Origin of the sequence: Actinomycetospora cinnamomea (genome assembly GCF_003096675.1) — a bacterium.
Taxonomy (GTDB): Bacteria; Actinomycetota; Actinomycetes; order Mycobacteriales; family Pseudonocardiaceae; genus Actinomycetospora; species Actinomycetospora cinnamomea.
Genome location: NZ_QEKW01000001.1, coordinates 641,256 through 658,757 on the forward strand (window position 1 = coordinate 641,256; position 17,502 = coordinate 658,757).

Here is a 17,502-nt window from a genome sequence, read left to right on the forward strand (position 1 = left end):
GTCAGCCGAACGCCTTGGCCTCCCCGCGGTAGGTCGGAACGGTGGCGACGACCCGGTCGCCCTCGACGAGGTGGTACGCGGTGAGGTGTTCGGCGAGCTCGCCGGCCTTCGCGTGCCGCATCCAGACGCGGTCGCCCGGCGCCGGGACCGCCCGGCCGCGGACGGGCGTCTGCACCTCCCCCGCGCCCTCGGTGCCGGTCAGCGACAGCCCGGCGGGCCACGTCGGCGTCGGGAGCCGTGAGGACGCGGCGGGCCCGGACGCCACCCAGCCGCCACCCGCCAGCGTCGCGGTCCGCGCGTCGGGCCGGCGGACGACCGGCAGCGCGTAGACCGCGGCGGGGCGCGGCCGCATGCGCGTGTAGCCGTCGAAGAGCGTCGCACCGATCAGCGCCGAGCCCGCGGCGATCTCGGTGACCGACGGGTCCGCCCGCGTGGTCTCCACGCTGCCGCTGCCACCCCCGTTGACGAACTCCAGGTCGGCGACGTCACGCACCGCCCGCACGGCCGCGCCCCGGCGGCCGGCGAGCTCGGCGGCCGAGCGCCGCTGCATCCAGCGCACCGCCGCGTCACGAAGCCGCGAGCCCGTCGCGTCCGGGACCCCCGCGATCTGCCCCTCGTAGGCCATCAGGCCCACGAGCCGGAACCCGGGGCGCGCGGCCACCGCGCGGGCCAGCCGGCCCGCGTCCCGCGCCGTGTGCACCGGGGAGCGGCGGGCGCCCACGTGCACCCCGGGCAGCGGGCGCCACGCGGCGTCGAGCTCGAGGCAGACCCGCAGCTCGGGACGGTCCGGGCCCAGCACCGCGTCGATGAGGTCGAGGTGCTCGGTGGAGTCGATCATGAGCGTCACGGTCTCGCGGGCGCGGTGGCCCGCGGCGAGGGCGCGCAGCGCGCCGCGGTCGACGGTGGGGTAGCCGACGAGCACGTCGTCGCTCATCCCCTGCTCGACGTGCCAGAGCGCCTCGGCCAGCGCGTAGCACATGAGCCCGGCGACCCCCGGCCGCGCGAGCGCGCGCTCGATCAGCGCCCGGCAGCGCACCGACTTCGTCGCGAGCCGGACGCGGCGTCCGGCCGCGCGGCGCAGCAGGTCGTCGAGGTTCGCGTCGAACGCCTCGAGGTCGACCACGCCGAACGGCGGGTCGAGGTCGGCCGTCGCGCGATCCCAACGGCTGGTCACGGCGCGGACGCTACGGTGCGCTCATGGGCCCGGGCAGCACCCGTCGCACGGCGGACCGCCGCCCCGCTCCGTCCCCCTGGCGGAACTGGTCCGGCACCGTCACCGCCGTCCCTGAGCGGGTGCACCTCCCCCGCTCGGTACCCGACGTCGTGGCGGCCGTGCGTGACGCGACCGTCGCCGGCGCGCGGCTGCGCCCGCGCGGCAGTGGCCACTCCTTCACCTCGCTGGCGGCCACCGACGGGCACGCGATCGACCTGCGGGGCTTCGCCGGCATCGAGGCCCTGGACACGGCCACCGGCGTCGTCCGGGCCCGCGCCGGCACCACCCTCCGTGCCCTGAACCGCGCCCTCGAGGCCCACGGCCTCGCGCTCGCCAACCTCGGCGACATCGACGCCCAGACCATCTCGGGCGCGGTGGCCACCGGCACCCACGGCACCGGCGCCCGCCAGGGCGGGTTGGCCACGCAGGTCCTCGCGCTCGACCTCGTGCTCGCCGACGGTACGGCCGTGCGTTGCTCGGCGGACGCCGAGCCCGACCTGTTCGCCGCCTCCCGCGTGGGCCTCGGCGCGCTCGGAGTGGTCACCCACGTCACGCTGCAGTGCGTGCCGGCCTTCGTGCTGCACGCCGTCGAGCGCCCCGAGCGCCTCGACACGGTGCTGTGCGACCTCGACGGGCTGTTCGCGAGCGCCGACCACGCCGAGTTCTACTGGTTCCCCTACGGCTCCCGCGCCATGGTCAAGCGCAACCACCGCGTGACCGCGGACGCCGCGCCGGCGCCGCTGTCCCCCGTGCGGCGGTTCGTGGAGTACGACGTGGTGGAGAACGCCGCGTTCGGGGCGGTGTGCCGGGTCGGCCGCGCGGCGCCCTCGACGGCACCGGCGCTGGGGCGTCTGGCGTCGTCGGTGCTGTCCACGCGCGAGTACGGCGACCGCTCCCACCGTGTGTTCACCACGCGGCGACGGGTGCGCTTCGTGGAGTCGGAGTGGGCCGTGGCGCGCGAACGCCTCGGTGACGTGCTGGCCGAGCTGCGCGCCGTCGTCCCGCGCCTGGAGCACCCGGTGCTCTTCCCCGTCGAGGTGCGCGTGGCGGCCGGCGACGACGTGTGGCTGTCCACGGCGTACGGCCGCGACACCGCCTACGTCGCGGTGCACCAGTACGTCGGAGCGCCGCGCCGCGAGTGGTTCGACGCCGCCGGGGCGATCGCCGCTGCGGCGGGTGGACGCCCGCACTGGGGCAAGGAGCACCACCTCGACGCCACGGCCCTGCGCGAGCGCTACCCGTGCTTCGACGCCTTCCGGCGCGTGCGCCGCGACGTCGACCCCGGAGGGCTGTTCACGAACGCCCACCTCGACCACGTCCTCGGCGCCGTCTGAGCGCCACCGGGGTCCTCTCCGGCGTTGACCTCCCCGCCCCGCTCCAGCACCGTGGCGCCGTGGCCCGCAACCTGACGTCCGGGGCCGTCACGGTCGACGACCTGCCGCCCGTGACGGTCGCGTTCATCCGGCGTCAGGGGACGACGCGAGGGTTGGACCGCGACCCGCTGGCCGAGGTGACCCACGGCTTGCGCGTCGACGAGGAGACGATGAACCGGCAGCGCGTCGGCCCGCGCTCGCAGCGGCACACCACGGAGCTCCTGCTGACGCCCGAGCTGCTGATCATCTCCTACCGTCAGGGCAGTGACGACGCGCCGCACGTCGACCCCGCTGCACGGGTCGGCTTCCACCGGCTGGACCAGCTCGAGGTCGCCGTGCCGGCCGCCGGACTGCAGAAGCGCGCCCCGGGCGCCGCGCCCGCGGCGGGTGTCGTGGCGGTGACGAGCACGCCGCTGGGGGGCACCCGACGCACGACGCGCCACGTCGCGTCGGGTATCGGCCCCGAGGTCACGCGCTTCTGGGACGCGCTGCAGACCGCCGTCGCCCGGACCCGCCCGGCTTGACGCGCAGCGTCGTGCAGGAGCCGCTCCTCAGTGCGGGATGCGGGGTCGTCCGCCGGGTCTTCGTTGTCGGTCGGGGTCGATCCAGGGTCGATCCAGGGTGGGGGGTGAACCACGGCAGCCCGTCGAGGATCTCGACGGTCCGAACCCCTCCCGGAGGATCTCCGCGCCGACGGCGTCGGCGATCACCGCGGTCATCCACAGCGTCCCGTCACGGCGCGAGACCAACCGCACCTCGTCGTGGCGGGCCTCCCGCTCATCGGGGGCCACCCCGTCCGGATCCAGATACGCCAGCAACCGGGCGGCGACCTTCTCCAACCCCCGCGGCGACAACCTCGTCGCCGCCTGCGCCAGCCCGACCTCGGCCTCACCCCACACGGCCGCGTGGTTCGGCGGAGCCCGTACGAGGCGGCGGACCGTGGAGCTCCTGCCGACCCGCGAACTGGAGCACATCGGGGGCACGCACCGCGCGACGCGCTACGTCCCCGCCGGTACCGGACCCGATGTCGTGAGCGTCGGGAGGCGCTGCTGACGGCCGTCGACCGCTCGCGGAGCCGCCCCGGGACGTGAGGGGTCAGCTCGCCTGGCGGTAGCCGGTCGAGCGCCCGGGCGGGATGGACTCGAGCCAGGACGCGAACCCGGTCAGCGCGTCGGCGCTGATCGCGAGCTCCCACGTGGTCCCACCCTCACGGCAGGACAGCACGGTGGAGCCCGGAGGGTGCATCTCGCCCGCCACCGGGCTGCGGCGGTCGACGATCTCGAGGCGGGTGCGGTCGAGGACCACGTTGGGTCCCGAGCGCAGGCCGCCGACGCGATACCACCGGAACTCGTCGCCGCGGTAGCGGGCGAGCCCCGAGTGCCAGCCGCGCGGGTCCTCCGCCGCCCGCGACTGGCGCAGCGCGACGTCGACACCACCCCGGCGGAGGAGCCGGATGCGGCGCAGCATCAGCAGGGCCACGACGAGCAGCACCGCGAGCACCACGATGGCCGCCAACTCGGCGATCATCACGGGGCCCACCGGTGCTGCTCGCCGTTCCTCAGCGGTCCGGGTTCTCGCCGGCCGCCCGCAGGCGCGCCCGCGCGCGGGCCGCGGCGGCCCGGCTCTCGTGGTCGTCCTCGTTGCCGCCCTCGGCGCGCTGCAGCTCGTCGCGCGCCGCGGAGACGTCGATCTCCGACGCGATCTCGGCCTGCTCGGCCAGGATCGTGACGGACTCGGCGGTGACCGACAGGAACCCGCCGAACACCGCGGCGTGGAACGACTCGCCGTCGGTCGGGTCGATGCGCACCACGCCGGCCTCGTCGAGGGCGGCGATCACCGGCTGGTGCCCGGGCAGCAGACCGATGTCGCCCTCGACCGTGCGGGCGGAGACGAAGTTCGCCTGGCCCGACCACAGCCGCTTCTCGACGCCGACGATGGCGACCTCCATCTCCGCCATCAGGAGGAGTACTTCTTCGCGTTGGCCTCGACGTCCTCCAGGCCACCAGTCATCGCGAAGGCCTGCTCGGGGTAGTCGTCGTACTCGCCCTTGGTGATCTTGTCGAAGGCCTCGACCGTGTCCTTGACGTCCACGAACGAGCCCTCCTCACCGGTGAACTGCTCGGCGGCGTACATGTTCTGGCCGAGGAAGCGCTCGATGCGCCGCGCGCGGGCGACGGTGAGGCGGTCCTCCTCGGAGAGCTCGTCGATGCCGAGGATGGCGATGATGTCCTGCAGGTCGTTGTAGCGCTGCAGGATGCGGATGACCTCGCGGGCGACCCGGTAGTGGTCCTCGCCGACGTACTGCGCGTCGAGGATCGTCGAGGTCGAGGTCAGCGGGTCCACCGCCGGGAAGATGCCCTTGGCGAACACGCCACGGGAGAGCTCCGTGGTGGCGTCCAGGTGGGCGAAGGTGGTGGCCGGCGCCGGGTCGGTGTAGTCGTCGGCGGGCACGTAGATCGCCTGCATGGAGGTGATCGAGCGGCCGCGGGTCGAGGTGATCCGCTCCTGCAGCTCGCCCATCTCGTCGGCCAGGGTCGGCTGGTAGCCCACGGCCGAGGGCATGCGGCCCAGCAGCGTGGAGACCTCCTGGCCGGCCTGCGTGAACCGGAAGATGTTGTCGATGAACAGGAGGACGTCCTGCTCCTCCTGGTCACGGAAGTACTCCGCCATGGTCAGCGCCGACAGGGCGACGCGCATGCGGGTGCCGGGCGGCTCGTCCATCTGACCGAACACCAGCGCGGTGTCGTCGAGCACGCCGGCCTCGCGGAGCTCGACCCAGAGATCGTTGCCCTCACGGGTGCGCTCTCCCACGCCGGCGAACACCGAGGTGCCACCGAAGTTGCGGGCGATGCGAGTGATCATCTCCTGGATGAGCACCGTCTTGCCGACACCGGCGCCGCCGAACAGGCCGATCTTGCCGCCCTGCACGTACGGGGTCAGGAGGTCGACGACCTTCAGGCCGGTCCAGAGCACCTCGGTCTTGCCCTCGAGCTCCTCGAAGGCCGGCGGGTCGCGGTGGATCGTCCAGCGGTCGGCGTCCGCCGCGTAGCCCGGCTCGTCGAGGCAGTCGCCGAGCGCGTTGAACAGGTGGCCCTTGACGACCGGGCCCACCGGCACCGAGATCGCGTGGCCGGTGTCCTGCACGTCGGAGCCGCGCACCACACCGTCGGTGGGCTGCATCGAGATCGTGCGCACCTGGTTGTCGCCGAGGTGCTGCGCGACCTCGAGGGTCAGCTTCTTGGTGTTGTCGCCGAGGGTGACGTCGAGGGTGAGGGCGTTGAAGAGCTCGGGCACCTCGCCGCGCGGGAACTCCACGTCGACGACGGGGCCGAGGATGCGGGTGATGCGGCCGACGGCACCCTGCGAGCCGTTCTGCGCGGTGCCCTCGGACGTGGCGGTGGACTGGGTCATCGTCAGCTCCCCTACTCGGCGAGGGCGTTGGCGCCGCCAACGATCTCGCTGATCTCCTGCGTGATCTGTGCCTGGCGGGCCTGGTTCGCGTCCCTGGTCAGGTTGTCGACCAGGTCGTTCGCGTTGTCGGTCGCCGCCTTCATGGCGCGCTGCCGGGCCGCCGACTCGGACGCCGCGGCGTCGAGCAGCGCCGCGAACACGCGCGCGCGGAGGTACTTGGGCATGAGCCGGTCGAAGAGCACCTCGGGCTCCGGCTCGAACTCGTACTCGGCCTGCCGCTCCTCGGAGTCACCGGACTGCCCGGACGACTCGTCGTCCGACGCGCCGTCGGCCTCGTCGAGCTGCAACGGCGCGATCTGGCGGGAGGTGACGGTCTGGCTGGAGATCGAGTCGAACGCGGTGAACACGACGTGCAGCTCGTCGACCCCGGACAGGCCCTCGGCCTCTTCCGGGGGGACGAACGAGGACGACCGGGAGGCGCCCTCGCCCTCACCGCCCTGGTCCGAGCCGGAGCTGCCCGCCCCGGACCCCTCGTCGTCCGACGGTCGCTGCACGCTCTCCTGGCCGCCGGCCAGGAAGACCGCGGTCAGGGTGTCGGCGGCGCGGGTGGCGTTCGGGTAGTCGGGGACCTCGGAGAAGCCCGTCCACTCACCGGACACCTCCCGGTTGCGGAACCGGAAGTACGCGGTGCCCTTGCCGCCGATCACGAACAGCGCGGTCTCCTTGCCGGCGTCCGACAGCTCGCGCATCAGCCGCTCGGCCTCGCGCAGGACGTTGGCGTTGTAGCCGCCGGCGAGTCCGCGGTCGCTGGTGACCACGAGGACGCCCGCCCGGCTCGGCTCCTCGCGGGCCACCAGCAGCGGGTGGTCGCTCGCGCCGGCCCGCGCGGCCGTGGTCAGCACGTGGGTGAACTCGTCGGAGTACGGCCGGGCGGCCTGGACGCGGGCCTGCGCCTTGGCGATACGCGAGGCCGCGACCATCTCCATCGCCTTGGTGATCTGGGCGATGTTCTTCGTCGACCGGATGCGCCGACGCAGGACGCGGAGGGAAGCGGGCATGCGGTCAGCTCTCCGAGCCGGAGTCGTTCGACGAGTCCTCGGACGACTCGTCGGACGAGTCGCCGCCGGTGGCGAGCTCGCCGGAGCCACCGTCGTCGGCCACGCCCTCGCCGGAGCCGGTCTGGAACTGCTCCTTGAACTCCGAGACCGTCTTGTTCAGGCGCTCCTCGAGCTCGTCCGAGAACTTCCCGGAGTCGCGGATCTCGGCGAGGATGCCGCCGTCGCGGCGCACGTGCTCGAGGAACTCGGTCTCGAAGCGGCTGACGTCCTCGACCGGCACCGAGTCGAGGTGACCACGGGTGCCGAGGAAGATGCCGACGACCTCCTCCTCGACCGGGTACGGCTCGCCGTTGCCCTGCTTGAGCAGCTCCATCAGGCGGGCACCGCGGTCGAGCTGCGCCTGGCTGGTCGGGTCCAGGTCGGAGCCGAAGGCCGCGAACGACTCCAGCTCGCGGTACTGGGCCAGCTCCACGCGCAGGCGACCGGCGACCGTCTTCATCGCCTTGATCTGCGCGTCGCCGCCGACGCGCGACACCGAGTTCCCGACGTTCAGCGCGGGCCGCTGGCCCTGGTTGAACAGGTCGGCCTCGAGGAAGCACTGGCCGTCGGTGATCGAGATGACGTTGGTGGGGATGTAGGCCGCGATGTCGCCGCCCTTGGTCTCCACGATCGGCAGCCCGGTCAGGGAGCCGGCGCCGAGCTCGTCGGAGAGCTTGGCGCAGCGCTCGAGCAGCCGCGAGTGCAGGTAGAAGACGTCGCCCGGGTAGGCCTCGCGGCCCGGCGGGCGGCGCAGCAGCAGCGAGATCGCCCGGTAGGCCTCGGCCTGCTTCGACAGGTCGTCGAAGACGATCAGGCAGTGCTTGCCCTGGTACATCCAGTGCTGCGCGATGGCCGAGCCGGCGTAGGGGGCGATGTACTTGAAGCCCGCCGGGTCGGAGGCCGGGGCGGCGACGATGGTGGTGTACTCCATCGCGCCGGCGTCCTCGAGCGCCTGGCGCACGCCGGCGATCGTGGTGCCCTTCTGGCCGATCGCGACGTAGACGCAGCGGACCTGCTGCTGCGGGTCGCCGGTCTCCCACGCCTCGCGCTGGTTGATGATCGTGTCCGTGCAGACCGCGGTCTTGCCGGTCTTGCGGTCACCGATGATGAGCTGGCGCTGGCCGCGCCCGATCGGGGTCATGGCGTCGATGGCCTTGATCCCGGTCTGCAGGGGCTCCTCGACGCCCTGGCGCTGGACGACCGTGGCCGCCTGCAGCTCCATCTCGCGCTCGCCCTCGGACTCGATGTCGCCGAGGCCGTCGAGCGGCTGGCCGAGAGGGTTCACCACCCGGCCGAGGAACCCGTCGCCGACGGGCACCGAGAGCACCCGGCCGGTGCGGGTGACCTGCTGGCCCTCCTCGATGGTCTCGTACTCACCGAGGATGACGACGCCGATCTCGCGCTCCTCGAGGTTCTGGGCCAGGCCCAGGACGCCGCCGGGGAACTCGAGCAGCTCGTTGGTCATGGTCGAGGGCAGGCCCTCGACGTACGCGATGCCGTCACCCGTCGAGGTGACGATGCCGACCTCCTGACGGGAGGAGTCCGCGGAGTACGAGGACACGTAGTCCTCGATCGCACTGCGGACCTCGTCGGAGGAGATGGTCAACTCGGCCATGGCTTCCGCTCTCGCTAGTCGTATAGGGGTGTCGGGGTGCCGGGGTCAGCCGAGCCTGCGGCCCAGCTCGTCGAGCCGCCCGGCGACGCTGCCGTCGATGACCTCGTCGCCCACCTGGATCACCAGACCGCCGACGATCCGGGGGTCGACCTCGAGGTGGAGCGTGATGTCCCGACGGTAGATGCGCGTGAGGGCCCCGGCCAGTCGCTCCTGCTGCTGCTCGGAGAGGGCGATGGGCGAGCGCACGGTCGCCACCGAGCGCTCGCGGCGCTCGGCCGCGAGCTCGGCGAGCCGCTCCAGGCCCTGCGCGATGCTCCGCCCGACGGGGTGGGCCACCAGCTGGGCGGCCAGCTTGCGGGTCGTGGGCTCGGCGCGGTCGGCGAGCAGCCGCTCGAGCACCCGCTGCTTGCCGTCCGCGTCGGCGGTGGGGTCGGCCAGCAGGCGCTCGAGGTCGGGCTCGGCGCCCACGATGCGGCCGAGGCGGAACAGCTCGTCCTCGACGGCGTCGAGGCGGCCGTCGCGCTCGGCCGACACCAGCAGCGCCTCGCGGGCGACCGTGCGCAGCGCGGTGACGAGGTCCTCCGCGCGGGACCAGGACGACGAGACCGCCGCCCGGACCACGTCGGCGGTGGCCGTCGTGACCTGCTGGCCGAACAGCCGGTCCGCGAGGCCCTCACGGTCCTCCACGGACCGCGAGGAGTCCGCCAGCGTCCGACGCAGCACCGGCTCACGGGTGAGCACGTCGGCGACGGCGTCGAGCTGGTCGGTCACCGTGTCGAGGTCGCCGGAGCCCGCCTGCGCCGTCGACTCCGACAGCCGGTGGCGGGTGTTCTCCAGCGCGTCGCGGCTCGCCGCGTGGAAGTCGGCGAGGACGCCCGGCGCGCTCATGCCTGAGCTCCGTTCCCGCGGGTACCCGCGCCGTCGGTGCTGCCGGACCCGCCCGTACCGGCGCCCATGGCCTCGAGCTCGTCGAGGAAGCGGTCGACGCTGGCACCCCGGCTGGCGTCGTCGGACAACGACGACTCCACGATGCGCCGCGCCAGCTCCACCGACCGGTGACCGGTCTCGGCGCGCAGGTCGGACACCGTCCGCGACCGCGAGGCCTCGACCGACTGCCGCCCCTGGGCGACGATCCGGTCCGCCTCCTCCTGCGCGCGCCGATCCATGTCCTGCCCGATGCGCTCGGCGTCGGCCCGCGCGTCGTCACGGATGCGCGCGGTCTCGCCGTCGACACCGGCCAGCCGCTCGCGGCTGCGGGCGAGCTCCGCCTTGGCGTCGGCCTCCATGGCCTCGGCGCGCGCGATGCCCGACTCGATCTGCTTCTTCGTGTCCTCGTGCGACGACACGACGTTCGGCCACGCGTACCGGTAGAGCACGAAACCGAGCAGCGCGAACGCCACCAGGCCGAGGATGATCTCGCTGGTGTGCGGCAGCGTGGCGTACGGATGGCCGGCCGGTTGCTCGGCCAGCAGCGCGGTCACGCTCATCGGTTCACCTCCCGTCCCTGCGGTGTCGACCGGTCAGGGGGACTCAGATGGCGAACGCGAGGACCAGACCGATGATCGCCAGCGCCTCGGAGAGGGCGAAGCCGATGAAGGCGATGGTCTGCAGCTGGCCGCGGGCCTCGGGCTGGCGGGCGACGCCGTTGATGAACGCCGCGAACACGATGCCGACGCCGATACCGGGGCCGACGGCCGAGAGACCGTAGCCGACCATGTTGAGGCTGCCCTGGACCATGAGGTGGTTCCTTCCTGGAGGAGTCGTGCGCGGGAGGGGAGGGACGGACCCGCCGGCTCAGTGCTCTTCGGCCAGCGAGGCGCCGATGTACGACGCGGTGAGGATCGTGAAGATGTAGGCCTGCACCACCTGGACGAAGGCCTCGAAGAACGTCATGACGATCGCGAAGAGGAACGCGAACGGCGAGAGCACGTTCAGGACGATCGAGTCGGCGGTGGTGAGCATGTACTCGGCGCCGAAGACGAACAGCAGCAGCAGCAGGTGGCCGGCGAACATGTTGCCGAACAACCGCAGGGAGAGCGTGACCGGCCGCAGGATGAAGTTCGAGATGAACTCGATCGGGGTCAGGATGATGCGGACCGCCCACGGCACCCCGGGCGGCCAGGTCTGCAGCTTGAGGTAGTCGAGCGCGCCGTGCTTCCGCAGCCCGACGTAGTTGAAGATGATCCACGTGACCGCGGCCAGCGCGTACGCCATGCCGGGGTGCGCGAAGGTCGGGAACTGGACGAACGGGAAGATCCCGAAGACGTTGTTCACCAGGAGGAACGCGAACAGCGTCACGAGGTAGGGCACGTACTTGCGGAACTCGGGACCGATGTTGTCGCGCGCGATCTGGTCGCGCACGAGGCCCTGGAACTTCTCCGCCAGGAACTGCAGCCGACCCGGCACGATGCTGGGTGCCTTCGTCGCCAGGGCGAAGAAGCCGAAGACGATGAGGGCCGCCAGGATGAGCTGGAGCGTCGGCTTGTCGAACCACTCGAGGACGGGGACGCCCTCGAAGATGGGCGGGATGTCGAAGTCCGAGGTGCCGGGCGGCTTGAAACCCTCCGCGGGCGGGGCCGGCGGGGACGGCGGGACCGGTGGCACCTGCGGCCAGACCGACGAGATCACCCGTGCTGCTCCTTCCGGTCCTCCGGGCCGGCGGGTCCACCGGGTCGAGGGAGAGGGTCGGGGGGGACGTAAAGGTAACGGATGTAGATCAGGGCGAAGGACGCACCCAGGCCGAGCAGCAGCCCGACGAGCAGGAGCCATCGCGTCCCGAGCAGGGTGTCCAGCCCCCATCCCGCCAGACCGAACACCAGGATCCCGGTGATCAGGTGGGAGAGGATCGTCCACGCCTCCGACGGCGAACCGGGACCGTTGCCCCTGGTCGGGGCGCGGTCCGCATCACCGCGGAGGCTGTCCTGCGCCATCGAGGCGCACCATATCAGCACGTTCGTCGTAGTCCACTACGGGACGTCGGAGGTGTCTGGATCGATCCCGATGCGACTCCCCCGACAGGGGGTCAGACCGCGATCGTCGGGGTGCGCATCCGGGCGAAGGCGATGACCTCGCCGGCGATGAACGCGATCGCCGTGGGCCCGAGGGCGAGCGCGGCGATGCGGGTGTCGACGAGGCCGAGGCCGTCGAGCACCAGGAAGATCACCAGCAGCACGCCGAGCTTGGCCATCATGCTCACCATCGCCGCGGCCATCACGACCATCGGGTCCGCGGCCGCGGTCCAGCGCATCACGAGCGGCCCCAGCGAGCAGACCGCGACGACCACCACCGCACCGACGACCGCGGCGACGACGCCGGTCGCCCCGGCGAGGAACCCGGCGACCACCGCCGCCAGCACGGCGACCACCGCGGCGGGCCACAGCCCGCCGCGGAGCATCACGCGGCTCGCGTCGAGGATCTGGGCGGTGGTGGCGGGGGTGCTCGTGGGTGTGGGGCCAGGAGTCGCGCCCTGGTCCGGCTGGTCGGGACTGTCGGGGGTGGTCATCTCCAACTTCCGTGTCGAGAGGGGACGGGTCAGGCGCGGGAGCGCAGACGGGGCACGGCCGACGCGAGGACGGCCACGAGCAGGCCGACGGTGACCATCCAGACCACCAGGAACGCGTTGTCGACCAGGGCGAGGGCCACGGCCCCGAAGGACAGCACCCCGGCCCACAGGTAGATCAGCAGGACGGCGCGCCGCTGGGAGTGCCCGATCTCGAGCAGCCGGTGGTGCAGGTGCATCTTGTCCGGCGCGAACGGGCTGGTGCCCGCACGGGTGCGGCGGATGACCGCGAGCAGCAGGTCGAGCAGCGGGACGAAGACGACGGCCGCGACCACGATCAGTGGCGTGACCAGGGCGAGCGCCCCCGTGGCGCCCGTGGTCGTGTAGTTGGTGCGGCCCGAGGCCGTGGTGGTGGCCGCGGCGAGGGTCAGACCGATGAACATCGAGCCCGAGTCGCCCATGAACAGCCGCGCGGGCTGGAAGTTGTGGGGCAGGAAGCCCGCGCACGCCCCGGCCAGGACCGCGGCGATGAGCGCCGGCGGGTAGGCGTTCACGTCACCGTTCTGCTGGCCGAGCAGGCCGAGCGCGAAGGCGCAGGTCGCCGTGGCCGCGATCGTGCCGATGCCCGCGGCGAGCCCGTCGAGCCCGTCGACGAAGTTCATCGCGTTGACGAGCACGACGCAGAGGAACACCGTGATGAGCACGCCCTGGTCCTGCCCGAGCAGCAGCACCGAACCGGTGCTGCCGCCGGTGCCGCCCCACGGCAGGTACACCGCGGTCCACTGCACGCCCATCAGCACGAGGACCCCGGCGGCGGTGGCCTGGCCGGCCAGCTTGGTGAGCGCGTCGAGGCCGAACCGGTCGTCCAGCGCCCCGACCAGCACGATCAGCCCGCCCGCGACGAGCACGGCCACCGTCTCGCTGGAGTAGTCGAACGCCCGGCGCAGCACCGGCAGCTGGCTCGCGACGAACACCCCGCCCAGCACGCCGAGGTAGATCGCGACCCCGCCGAGGCGCGGGATCGGGATGGTGTGCACGTCGCGCCCGCGCGGCACGGCGATGGCGCCGACGCGCAGCGCGAGGCGGCGCACCAGCCCCGTGAGCAGGTAGGTCACCACCGCCGCGGACAACCCGACCAGGAGGTACTCCCGGATCGGCAGCCCCATCGGGGCGAAGTCCGGTGACGGGCCCACGGAGCCCGAGGGTAGACCTGCGCGGACAACGGGGACGCGGCGGCGCCGCGCACCCGGCGTGTCAGCGGGGGTACGCGGGGAAGCGCGAGACCAGCGTGCCGACCTCGTCGCGCACGTCGGCGAGGGCCTGCTTGCCGTCCTCACTGGTCTCGTCGGCCGTGACCGCCGCCGCGATGAGCCGGGCGACCTCGGGCATCTCGGCCTCGGTCATCCCCTGCGTGGTGATCGACGGAGACCCCACCCGGATGCCCGAGGCGGTCATCGGCGGCTGCGGGTCGTACGGGATCGCGTTCTTGTTCAGCGTGATCCCGGCGAGCCCGCTGCGCGCCTCGGCCTCCTTGCCGGTGACGCCGAGGGGCTGCAGGTCGAGCAGCGCGAGGTGGGTGTCGGTGCCGCCCGAGATGGCGCGCATGCCGTGCGTCTCGAGCGCCGAGGTCAGGGCCTGGGCGTTGGCGATGACCTGGCGGGCGTAGCGCTGGTAGTCCACCGTCGCGGCCTCGGCGAGCGCGACCGCCTTGCCGGCCACCGCGTGCATCAGCGGGCCGCCCTGCAGGAACGGGAAGACGGCCTTGTCGAGCGCCTTCGCGTGCTCGGCCTTCGAGACGAGCATGCCGCCGCGGGGTCCGCGCAGGACCTTGTGCGTAGTGAAGGTGACCACGTCGGCATAGGGCACCGGGCTGGGGATGGCCTGCCCCGCGACGAGGCCGATGAAGTGCGCCGCGTCGACCCAGAGGATCGCGCCGGCCTCGTCGGCGATCTCGCGGAACCGCGCGAAGTCGATGAGACGCGGGTAGGCGGTGGCGCCGGCCACGATCATCTTCGGTCGGTGCTGCAGCGCGAGGTCGCGCACCTGGTCGTAGTCGATCAGGCCGTCGTCCTCGCGGACGGTGTAGGGCACCGGCTCGAACCACTTGCCCGAGAAGCTGACCTTGGCGCCGTGCGTGAGGTGGCCGCCGTGCGGCAGGCTCATGGCCAGCACCTTGTCGCCCGGCTGGCAGAACGCCGCGTACACGGCGAGGTTGGCGTTGGCTCCCGAGTGCGGCTGCAGGTTGGCGTGCTCGGCGCCGAACAGGGCCTTGGCCCGGTCGACGCCGATCTCCTCGGCGCGGTCGACGACCTCGCAGCCGCCGTAGTACCGCCGGCCCGGGTAGCCCTCGGCGTACTTGTTCGACAGCGTCGAACCGAGTGCGGCGAGCACGGCGGGGCTGGTCAGGTTCTCACTGGCGATGAGCTGGAGTCCGCCGCGCAGCCGACCGAGCTCGTCGTCCACGACCTGCGCGATCTCGGGGTCCACGGCCCGCAGCGCGTCGTAGTCCGGGCCCCAGAAGTGTGAGTCGGCTGCCATGTGGCCTCACGTTACCGGCCATTCACGAGCACGCGCCCCGCCCCTGGAACGTGGGTCACAGTGCCCACGTGAGCGAAGTTCCCGGCGATGGCCGCGAATTCCGCTCACATGGTGACGGGGATGCCGACCACGCGGGAGACGTCGTCGGCGCTGACCGCGCCCTCCCGGCGCAGGCGGGGGGTCTCGCCGGTGAGGTCGACGATCGTCGAGGCCACACCCGTGGCACAGACCCCGCCGTCGAGGTACACCTCGACCGACTCCCCCAGCTGCTCGCGCGCTTCCTCCACGGTGGTCGCCGGCGCCCGCCCGGAGACGTTCGCGCTGCTCACGGCCATGGGCCCGACGTCGCGCAGCAGCTCGAGGGCCACCGGGTGCAGCGGCATCCGCAGCATGACCGTGCCGCGGGTCTGCCCGAGGTCCCACGCCAGCGACGGCGCGTGCGGCAGGACGATCGACAGCCCCCCGGGCCAGAACGCCTCGACGAGGTCGCGCGCGACGGGCGGCACGGAGCCCACCAGCCCGTCGATCGTCGACCAGCTGCCGACCAGCACCGGGACGGGCATGTCCGGCCCGCGGTGCTTGGCGGCGAGCAGGTCGGCCACCGCGCGCCCGTTGAAGGCGTCCGCCCCGATGCCGTAGAGGGTGTCGGTCGGGACGACGACGAGCCGCCCCGCGCGGACCGCGGCCGCCGCCGCGGCCAGGCCGGTGGGGCGGGTGGCGGGGTCCTCGCAGTCGTACACCGTGCTCACGGCCGGCCAGCCTAGGACCGGCGCGCCGTGACGACGCGCGGGCGTCCCGTGAGGTCGTCGTGGGTGGCGACGTCGACCAACCCGGCGCCGGCGAGGACCTCGCGCACCGCCGCGGGGTGCGAGTCGTCGTGCTCCACCGCGACCGCTCCCCCGGGCCGCAGGAGGCGGTGGGCCAGGACCGCGACCGGGCGGATCACCGCGAGACCGTCGGCGCCGGCGAACACGGCGTCGTGCGGATCGGCCCGGACCTCGTCGGGGACCGGCACGTCCTCGGGCACGTAGGGCGGGTTGCAGGTGACGAGGTCGACGGTGCCGGTGAGGTCGGCGAGGACCCCGGGCGACGTCACGTCGGCGACGTGGAGGGTGACCCCGGAACCGGCGAGGTTGCGCTCCGCCCAGGTCAGGGCGCCGGGGGCGACCTCGACGGCGTGCACGACGGCGTCGGGACGCATGCGGGCGACGGCCAGGGAGAGGGCGCCGGTGCCCGTGCACAGGTCGACGACCACCGGCGTGGTGCGGCCGCGCAGGCGTTCGACGGCGAGCTCCAGCAGCACCTCGGTCTCGGGGCGGGGCACGAACACCCCGGGGCCGACGGCCACCTCGACGGGCCCGAGCACCGCGGTGCCGAGCAGGTGCTGCAGGGGCTCGCGCGCGGCGCGCCGGTCTGCGAGCGCGTCGATCGCCCGCTCCTGGGCATCGTCCGGCGGGTCGGCCAGCAGCAGCCGCCCGCGCGGGACCCCGAGGACGTGGGCGACGAGCAGCTCGGCGTCGACGCGCGACGAGGCGACCCCGGCCTGCGCGAGCCGCGCGGCGACGCGGGCGACCGGCCCGGTCACGACCCCGCCCCTCAGGTCGCGCCCTCGTCCGCCGCGCGGGCCATCCGCTCGGCACGGTCGGCAGCGCGCAGCCCGTCGAGCACCGCGTCGAGGTCGCCGTCGAGCACGCGGTCGAGGTCGTGGGACTTGTAGCCGATGCGGTGGTCGGAGATCCGGTTCTCGGGGAAGTTGTAGGTGCGGACGCGCTCGGAGCGGTCCACCGTCCGGATCTGGCTGCGCCGGTCGGCCGAGGCCTGCGCCTGCTCCGCCTCGTCGGCGATGGCCTGCAGTCGCGAGCGCAGCACCTCCAGGGCGCGCGCCTTGTTCTGCAGCTGCGAGCGCTCCTTCTGGCACGACACCACGACGCCCGTCGGCAGATGGGTGATCCGGACCGCCGAGTCGGTGGTGTTGACGCCCTGCCCGCCCTTGCCCGACGAGCGGAAGACGTCGATGCGCAGGTCCTTCTCGTCGATCTCGACGTCGGAGGTCTCGGCCTCGGGGTAGACGAGCACCCCGGCCGCCGAGGTGTGGATGCGGCCCTGCGACTCGGTGACGGGGACGCGCTGCACGCGGTGCACCCCGCCCTCGTACTTCAGCCACGCCCACACGCCGTCAGGCTCGTTGCCCGGAGCGGTGACGGTGACCGTGACGTCCTTGTAGCCGCCGAGGTCGGACTCGGTGGCCGAGAGGACCTCGACCTTCCAGCCGCGGCGCTCCGCGTAGCGCGAGTACATGCGCAGCAGGTCGCCGGCGAACAGCGCGGACTCCTCGCCGCCCTCCCCCGACTTGACCTCGACGACCACGTCGTCGGCGTCCTTGGGGTCACGCGGCACGAGCTGCTCGGCCAGGCGCGCCCGCAGGGTCTCGACGCGCGCCTCGAGCTCGGTGGCCTCCGCGACGAACGCGGGGTCCTCGCGGGCGAGCTCGCGGGCGTCGGCGAGGTCGGCCTCGGCGCCGGTGAGCTCGGAGACCGTGGCGACCACGGGCGAGAGGACGGCGTAGCGCCGGCCGAGCGAGCGTGCCAGCGCCGGATCGGCGTGCACGTCGGGGTCGGCGAGGCGCGCCTCCAGCCCCGCGTGCTCCTCGAGCAGCGCGGTCACGCCGGGCGACCGTGTCATCCCCTGACTCGTCGACTCCGTCTGCTGGACCATCCCCGTCCCTCCCCTCGCCCGTCATGCAGAACGCCCGCCGC

The 17,502-nt window shown here is 73.1% G+C and carries 20 protein-coding genes; 2 read left to right on the plus strand and 18 right to left on the minus strand.

Going from position 1 to position 17,502, the window contains the following annotated elements; all coding sequences use genetic code 11:
• Position 1: 1 nt before the first annotated feature.
• Positions 2–1,174: an amino acid deaminase/aldolase gene (locus tag C8D89_RS02960; RefSeq protein ID WP_116706522.1), complete on the minus strand. Its 1,173-nt coding sequence runs from the start codon at positions 1,172–1,174 to the stop codon at positions 2–4.
• Between the two features lie 23 nt (positions 1,175–1,197).
• On the opposite strand from C8D89_RS02960, the gene C8D89_RS02965 reads away from it, so the two are divergent.
• Positions 1,198–2,547, plus strand: coding sequence for a D-arabinono-1,4-lactone oxidase (locus C8D89_RS02965; RefSeq protein WP_116706523.1), 1,350 nt, complete (start codon positions 1,198–1,200; stop codon positions 2,545–2,547).
• Between the two features lie 59 nt (positions 2,548–2,606).
• The gene (locus C8D89_RS02970) at positions 2,607–3,110 is read left to right on the plus strand and encodes a hypothetical protein (protein ID WP_116706524.1); all 504 of its coding nucleotides are present in this window, start codon (positions 2,607–2,609) and stop codon (positions 3,108–3,110) included.
• Between the two features lie 27 nt (positions 3,111–3,137).
• Here the strand turns inward: C8D89_RS02970 and C8D89_RS02975 are convergent, their stop codons facing one another.
• The 17 genes from C8D89_RS02975 to prfA all read right to left on the minus strand — a co-directional run bounded on the left by C8D89_RS02975 (position 3,138) and on the right by prfA (position 17,410).
• Positions 3,138–3,485 carry a DUF222 domain-containing protein gene (locus C8D89_RS02975; protein WP_207787000.1) on the minus strand — a complete coding sequence of 116 codons (348 nt, stop codon included), beginning with the start codon at positions 3,483–3,485 and terminating at the stop codon, positions 3,138–3,140.
• Between the two features lie 196 nt (positions 3,486–3,681).
• Positions 3,682–4,125, minus strand: a complete 444-nt coding sequence (locus C8D89_RS02980) for a DUF2550 domain-containing protein (protein WP_243417762.1) — start codon at positions 4,123–4,125, stop codon at positions 3,682–3,684.
• A 19-nt stretch (positions 4,126–4,144) separates the two neighbouring features.
• Complete coding sequence (locus C8D89_RS02985; RefSeq protein WP_116706525.1) at positions 4,145–4,543, minus strand: F0F1 ATP synthase subunit epsilon; 399 nt, start codon at positions 4,541–4,543, stop codon at positions 4,145–4,147.
• Complete coding sequence (atpD, locus tag C8D89_RS02990; protein ID WP_423716662.1) at positions 4,543–6,003, minus strand: F0F1 ATP synthase subunit beta; 1,461 nt, start codon at positions 6,001–6,003, stop codon at positions 4,543–4,545. Before atpD ends, C8D89_RS02985 begins: the two co-directional genes overlap by 1 nt.
• 5 nt (positions 6,004–6,008) lie before the next feature.
• The gene (locus C8D89_RS02995; protein ID WP_116706527.1) at positions 6,009–7,055 is read right to left on the minus strand and encodes a F0F1 ATP synthase subunit gamma; all 1,047 of its coding nucleotides are present in this window, start codon (positions 7,053–7,055) and stop codon (positions 6,009–6,011) included.
• Positions 7,056–7,059: 4 nt separating this feature from the next.
• Positions 7,060–8,709, minus strand: coding sequence for a F0F1 ATP synthase subunit alpha (gene atpA, locus C8D89_RS03000; RefSeq protein WP_116706528.1), 1,650 nt, complete (start codon positions 8,707–8,709; stop codon positions 7,060–7,062).
• A 45-nt stretch (positions 8,710–8,754) separates the two neighbouring features.
• Positions 8,755–9,597, minus strand: coding sequence for a F0F1 ATP synthase subunit delta (locus C8D89_RS03005; protein ID WP_116706529.1), 843 nt, complete (start codon positions 9,595–9,597; stop codon positions 8,755–8,757).
• Entirely contained in the window at positions 9,594–10,196 is a 603-nt protein-coding gene (atpF, locus tag C8D89_RS03010; protein WP_116706530.1) for a F0F1 ATP synthase subunit B, read from the minus strand. The genes C8D89_RS03005 and atpF overlap by 4 nt, the downstream gene beginning before the upstream one ends.
• 43 nt (positions 10,197–10,239) lie before the next feature.
• Positions 10,240–10,446: an ATP synthase F0 subunit C gene (gene atpE / locus C8D89_RS03015; RefSeq protein ID WP_116706531.1), complete on the minus strand. Its 207-nt coding sequence runs from the start codon at positions 10,444–10,446 to the stop codon at positions 10,240–10,242.
• Positions 10,447–10,503: 57 nt separating this feature from the next.
• Entirely contained in the window at positions 10,504–11,337 is an 834-nt protein-coding gene (gene atpB / locus C8D89_RS03020) for a F0F1 ATP synthase subunit A (RefSeq protein ID WP_207787062.1), read from the minus strand.
• Complete coding sequence (locus tag C8D89_RS29675) at positions 11,334–11,639, minus strand: AtpZ/AtpI family protein (protein WP_133251798.1); 306 nt, start codon at positions 11,637–11,639, stop codon at positions 11,334–11,336. Before C8D89_RS29675 ends, atpB begins: the two co-directional genes overlap by 4 nt.
• A 92-nt stretch (positions 11,640–11,731) precedes the next feature.
• Entirely contained in the window at positions 11,732–12,211 is a 480-nt protein-coding gene (locus C8D89_RS03030; RefSeq protein WP_116706534.1) for a Cg1360 family ATP-synthase-associated protein, read from the minus strand.
• 29 nt (positions 12,212–12,240) lie between these two features.
• Complete coding sequence (locus C8D89_RS03035; RefSeq protein WP_207787044.1) at positions 12,241–13,374, minus strand: glycosyltransferase family 4 protein; 1,134 nt, start codon at positions 13,372–13,374, stop codon at positions 12,241–12,243.
• An 88-nt stretch (positions 13,375–13,462) separates the two neighbouring features.
• A complete protein-coding gene (locus tag C8D89_RS03040) occupies positions 13,463–14,746 on the minus strand; it encodes a serine hydroxymethyltransferase (RefSeq protein WP_116706536.1) in 1,284 nt (427 codons plus the stop codon).
• A gap of 104 nt (positions 14,747–14,850) precedes the next feature.
• Positions 14,851–15,495, minus strand: a complete 645-nt coding sequence (locus C8D89_RS03045) for an L-threonylcarbamoyladenylate synthase (RefSeq protein ID WP_116706537.1) — start codon at positions 15,493–15,495, stop codon at positions 14,851–14,853.
• A gap of 11 nt (positions 15,496–15,506) precedes the next feature.
• A complete protein-coding gene (gene prmC, locus C8D89_RS03050) occupies positions 15,507–16,331 on the minus strand; it encodes a peptide chain release factor N(5)-glutamine methyltransferase (protein ID WP_243417764.1) in 825 nt (274 codons plus the stop codon).
• An 11-nt stretch (positions 16,332–16,342) separates the two neighbouring features.
• A complete protein-coding gene (prfA, locus tag C8D89_RS03055; protein WP_243417766.1) occupies positions 16,343–17,410 on the minus strand; it encodes a peptide chain release factor 1 in 1,068 nt (355 codons plus the stop codon).
• Positions 17,411–17,502 lie beyond the last annotated feature (92 nt).

Bases quoted from the DNA above. Each gene is read 5' to 3' on its own strand.
- C8D89_RS02965 (WP_116706523.1), top strand. From the start codon at position 1,198: ATGGGCCCGGGCAGCACCCGTCGCACGGCGGACCGCCGCCCCGCTCCG.
- C8D89_RS02985 (WP_116706525.1), bottom strand. From the start codon at position 4,543: ATGGCGGAGATGGAGGTCGCCATCGTCGGCGTCGAGAAGCGGCTGTGG.
- C8D89_RS02995 (WP_116706527.1), bottom strand. From the start codon at position 7,055: ATGCCCGCTTCCCTCCGCGTCCTGCGTCGGCGCATCCGGTCGACGAAG.
- atpA (WP_116706528.1), bottom strand. From the start codon at position 8,709: ATGGCCGAGTTGACCATCTCCTCCGACGAGGTCCGCAGTGCGATCGAG.
- C8D89_RS03005 (WP_116706529.1), bottom strand. From the start codon at position 9,597: ATGAGCGCGCCGGGCGTCCTCGCCGACTTCCACGCGGCGAGCCGCGAC.
- atpF (WP_116706530.1), bottom strand. From the start codon at position 10,196: ATGAGCGTGACCGCGCTGCTGGCCGAGCAACCGGCCGGCCATCCGTAC.
- atpE (WP_116706531.1), bottom strand. From the start codon at position 10,446: ATGGTCCAGGGCAGCCTCAACATGGTCGGCTACGGTCTCTCGGCCGTC.
- C8D89_RS29675 (WP_133251798.1), bottom strand. From the start codon at position 11,639: ATGGCGCAGGACAGCCTCCGCGGTGATGCGGACCGCGCCCCGACCAGG.
- C8D89_RS03030 (WP_116706534.1), bottom strand. From the start codon at position 12,211: ATGACCACCCCCGACAGTCCCGACCAGCCGGACCAGGGCGCGACTCCT.
- C8D89_RS03035 (WP_207787044.1), bottom strand. From the start codon at position 13,374: ATGGGGCTGCCGATCCGGGAGTACCTCCTGGTCGGGTTGTCCGCGGCG.
- C8D89_RS03040 (WP_116706536.1), bottom strand. From the start codon at position 14,746: ATGGCAGCCGACTCACACTTCTGGGGCCCGGACTACGACGCGCTGCGG.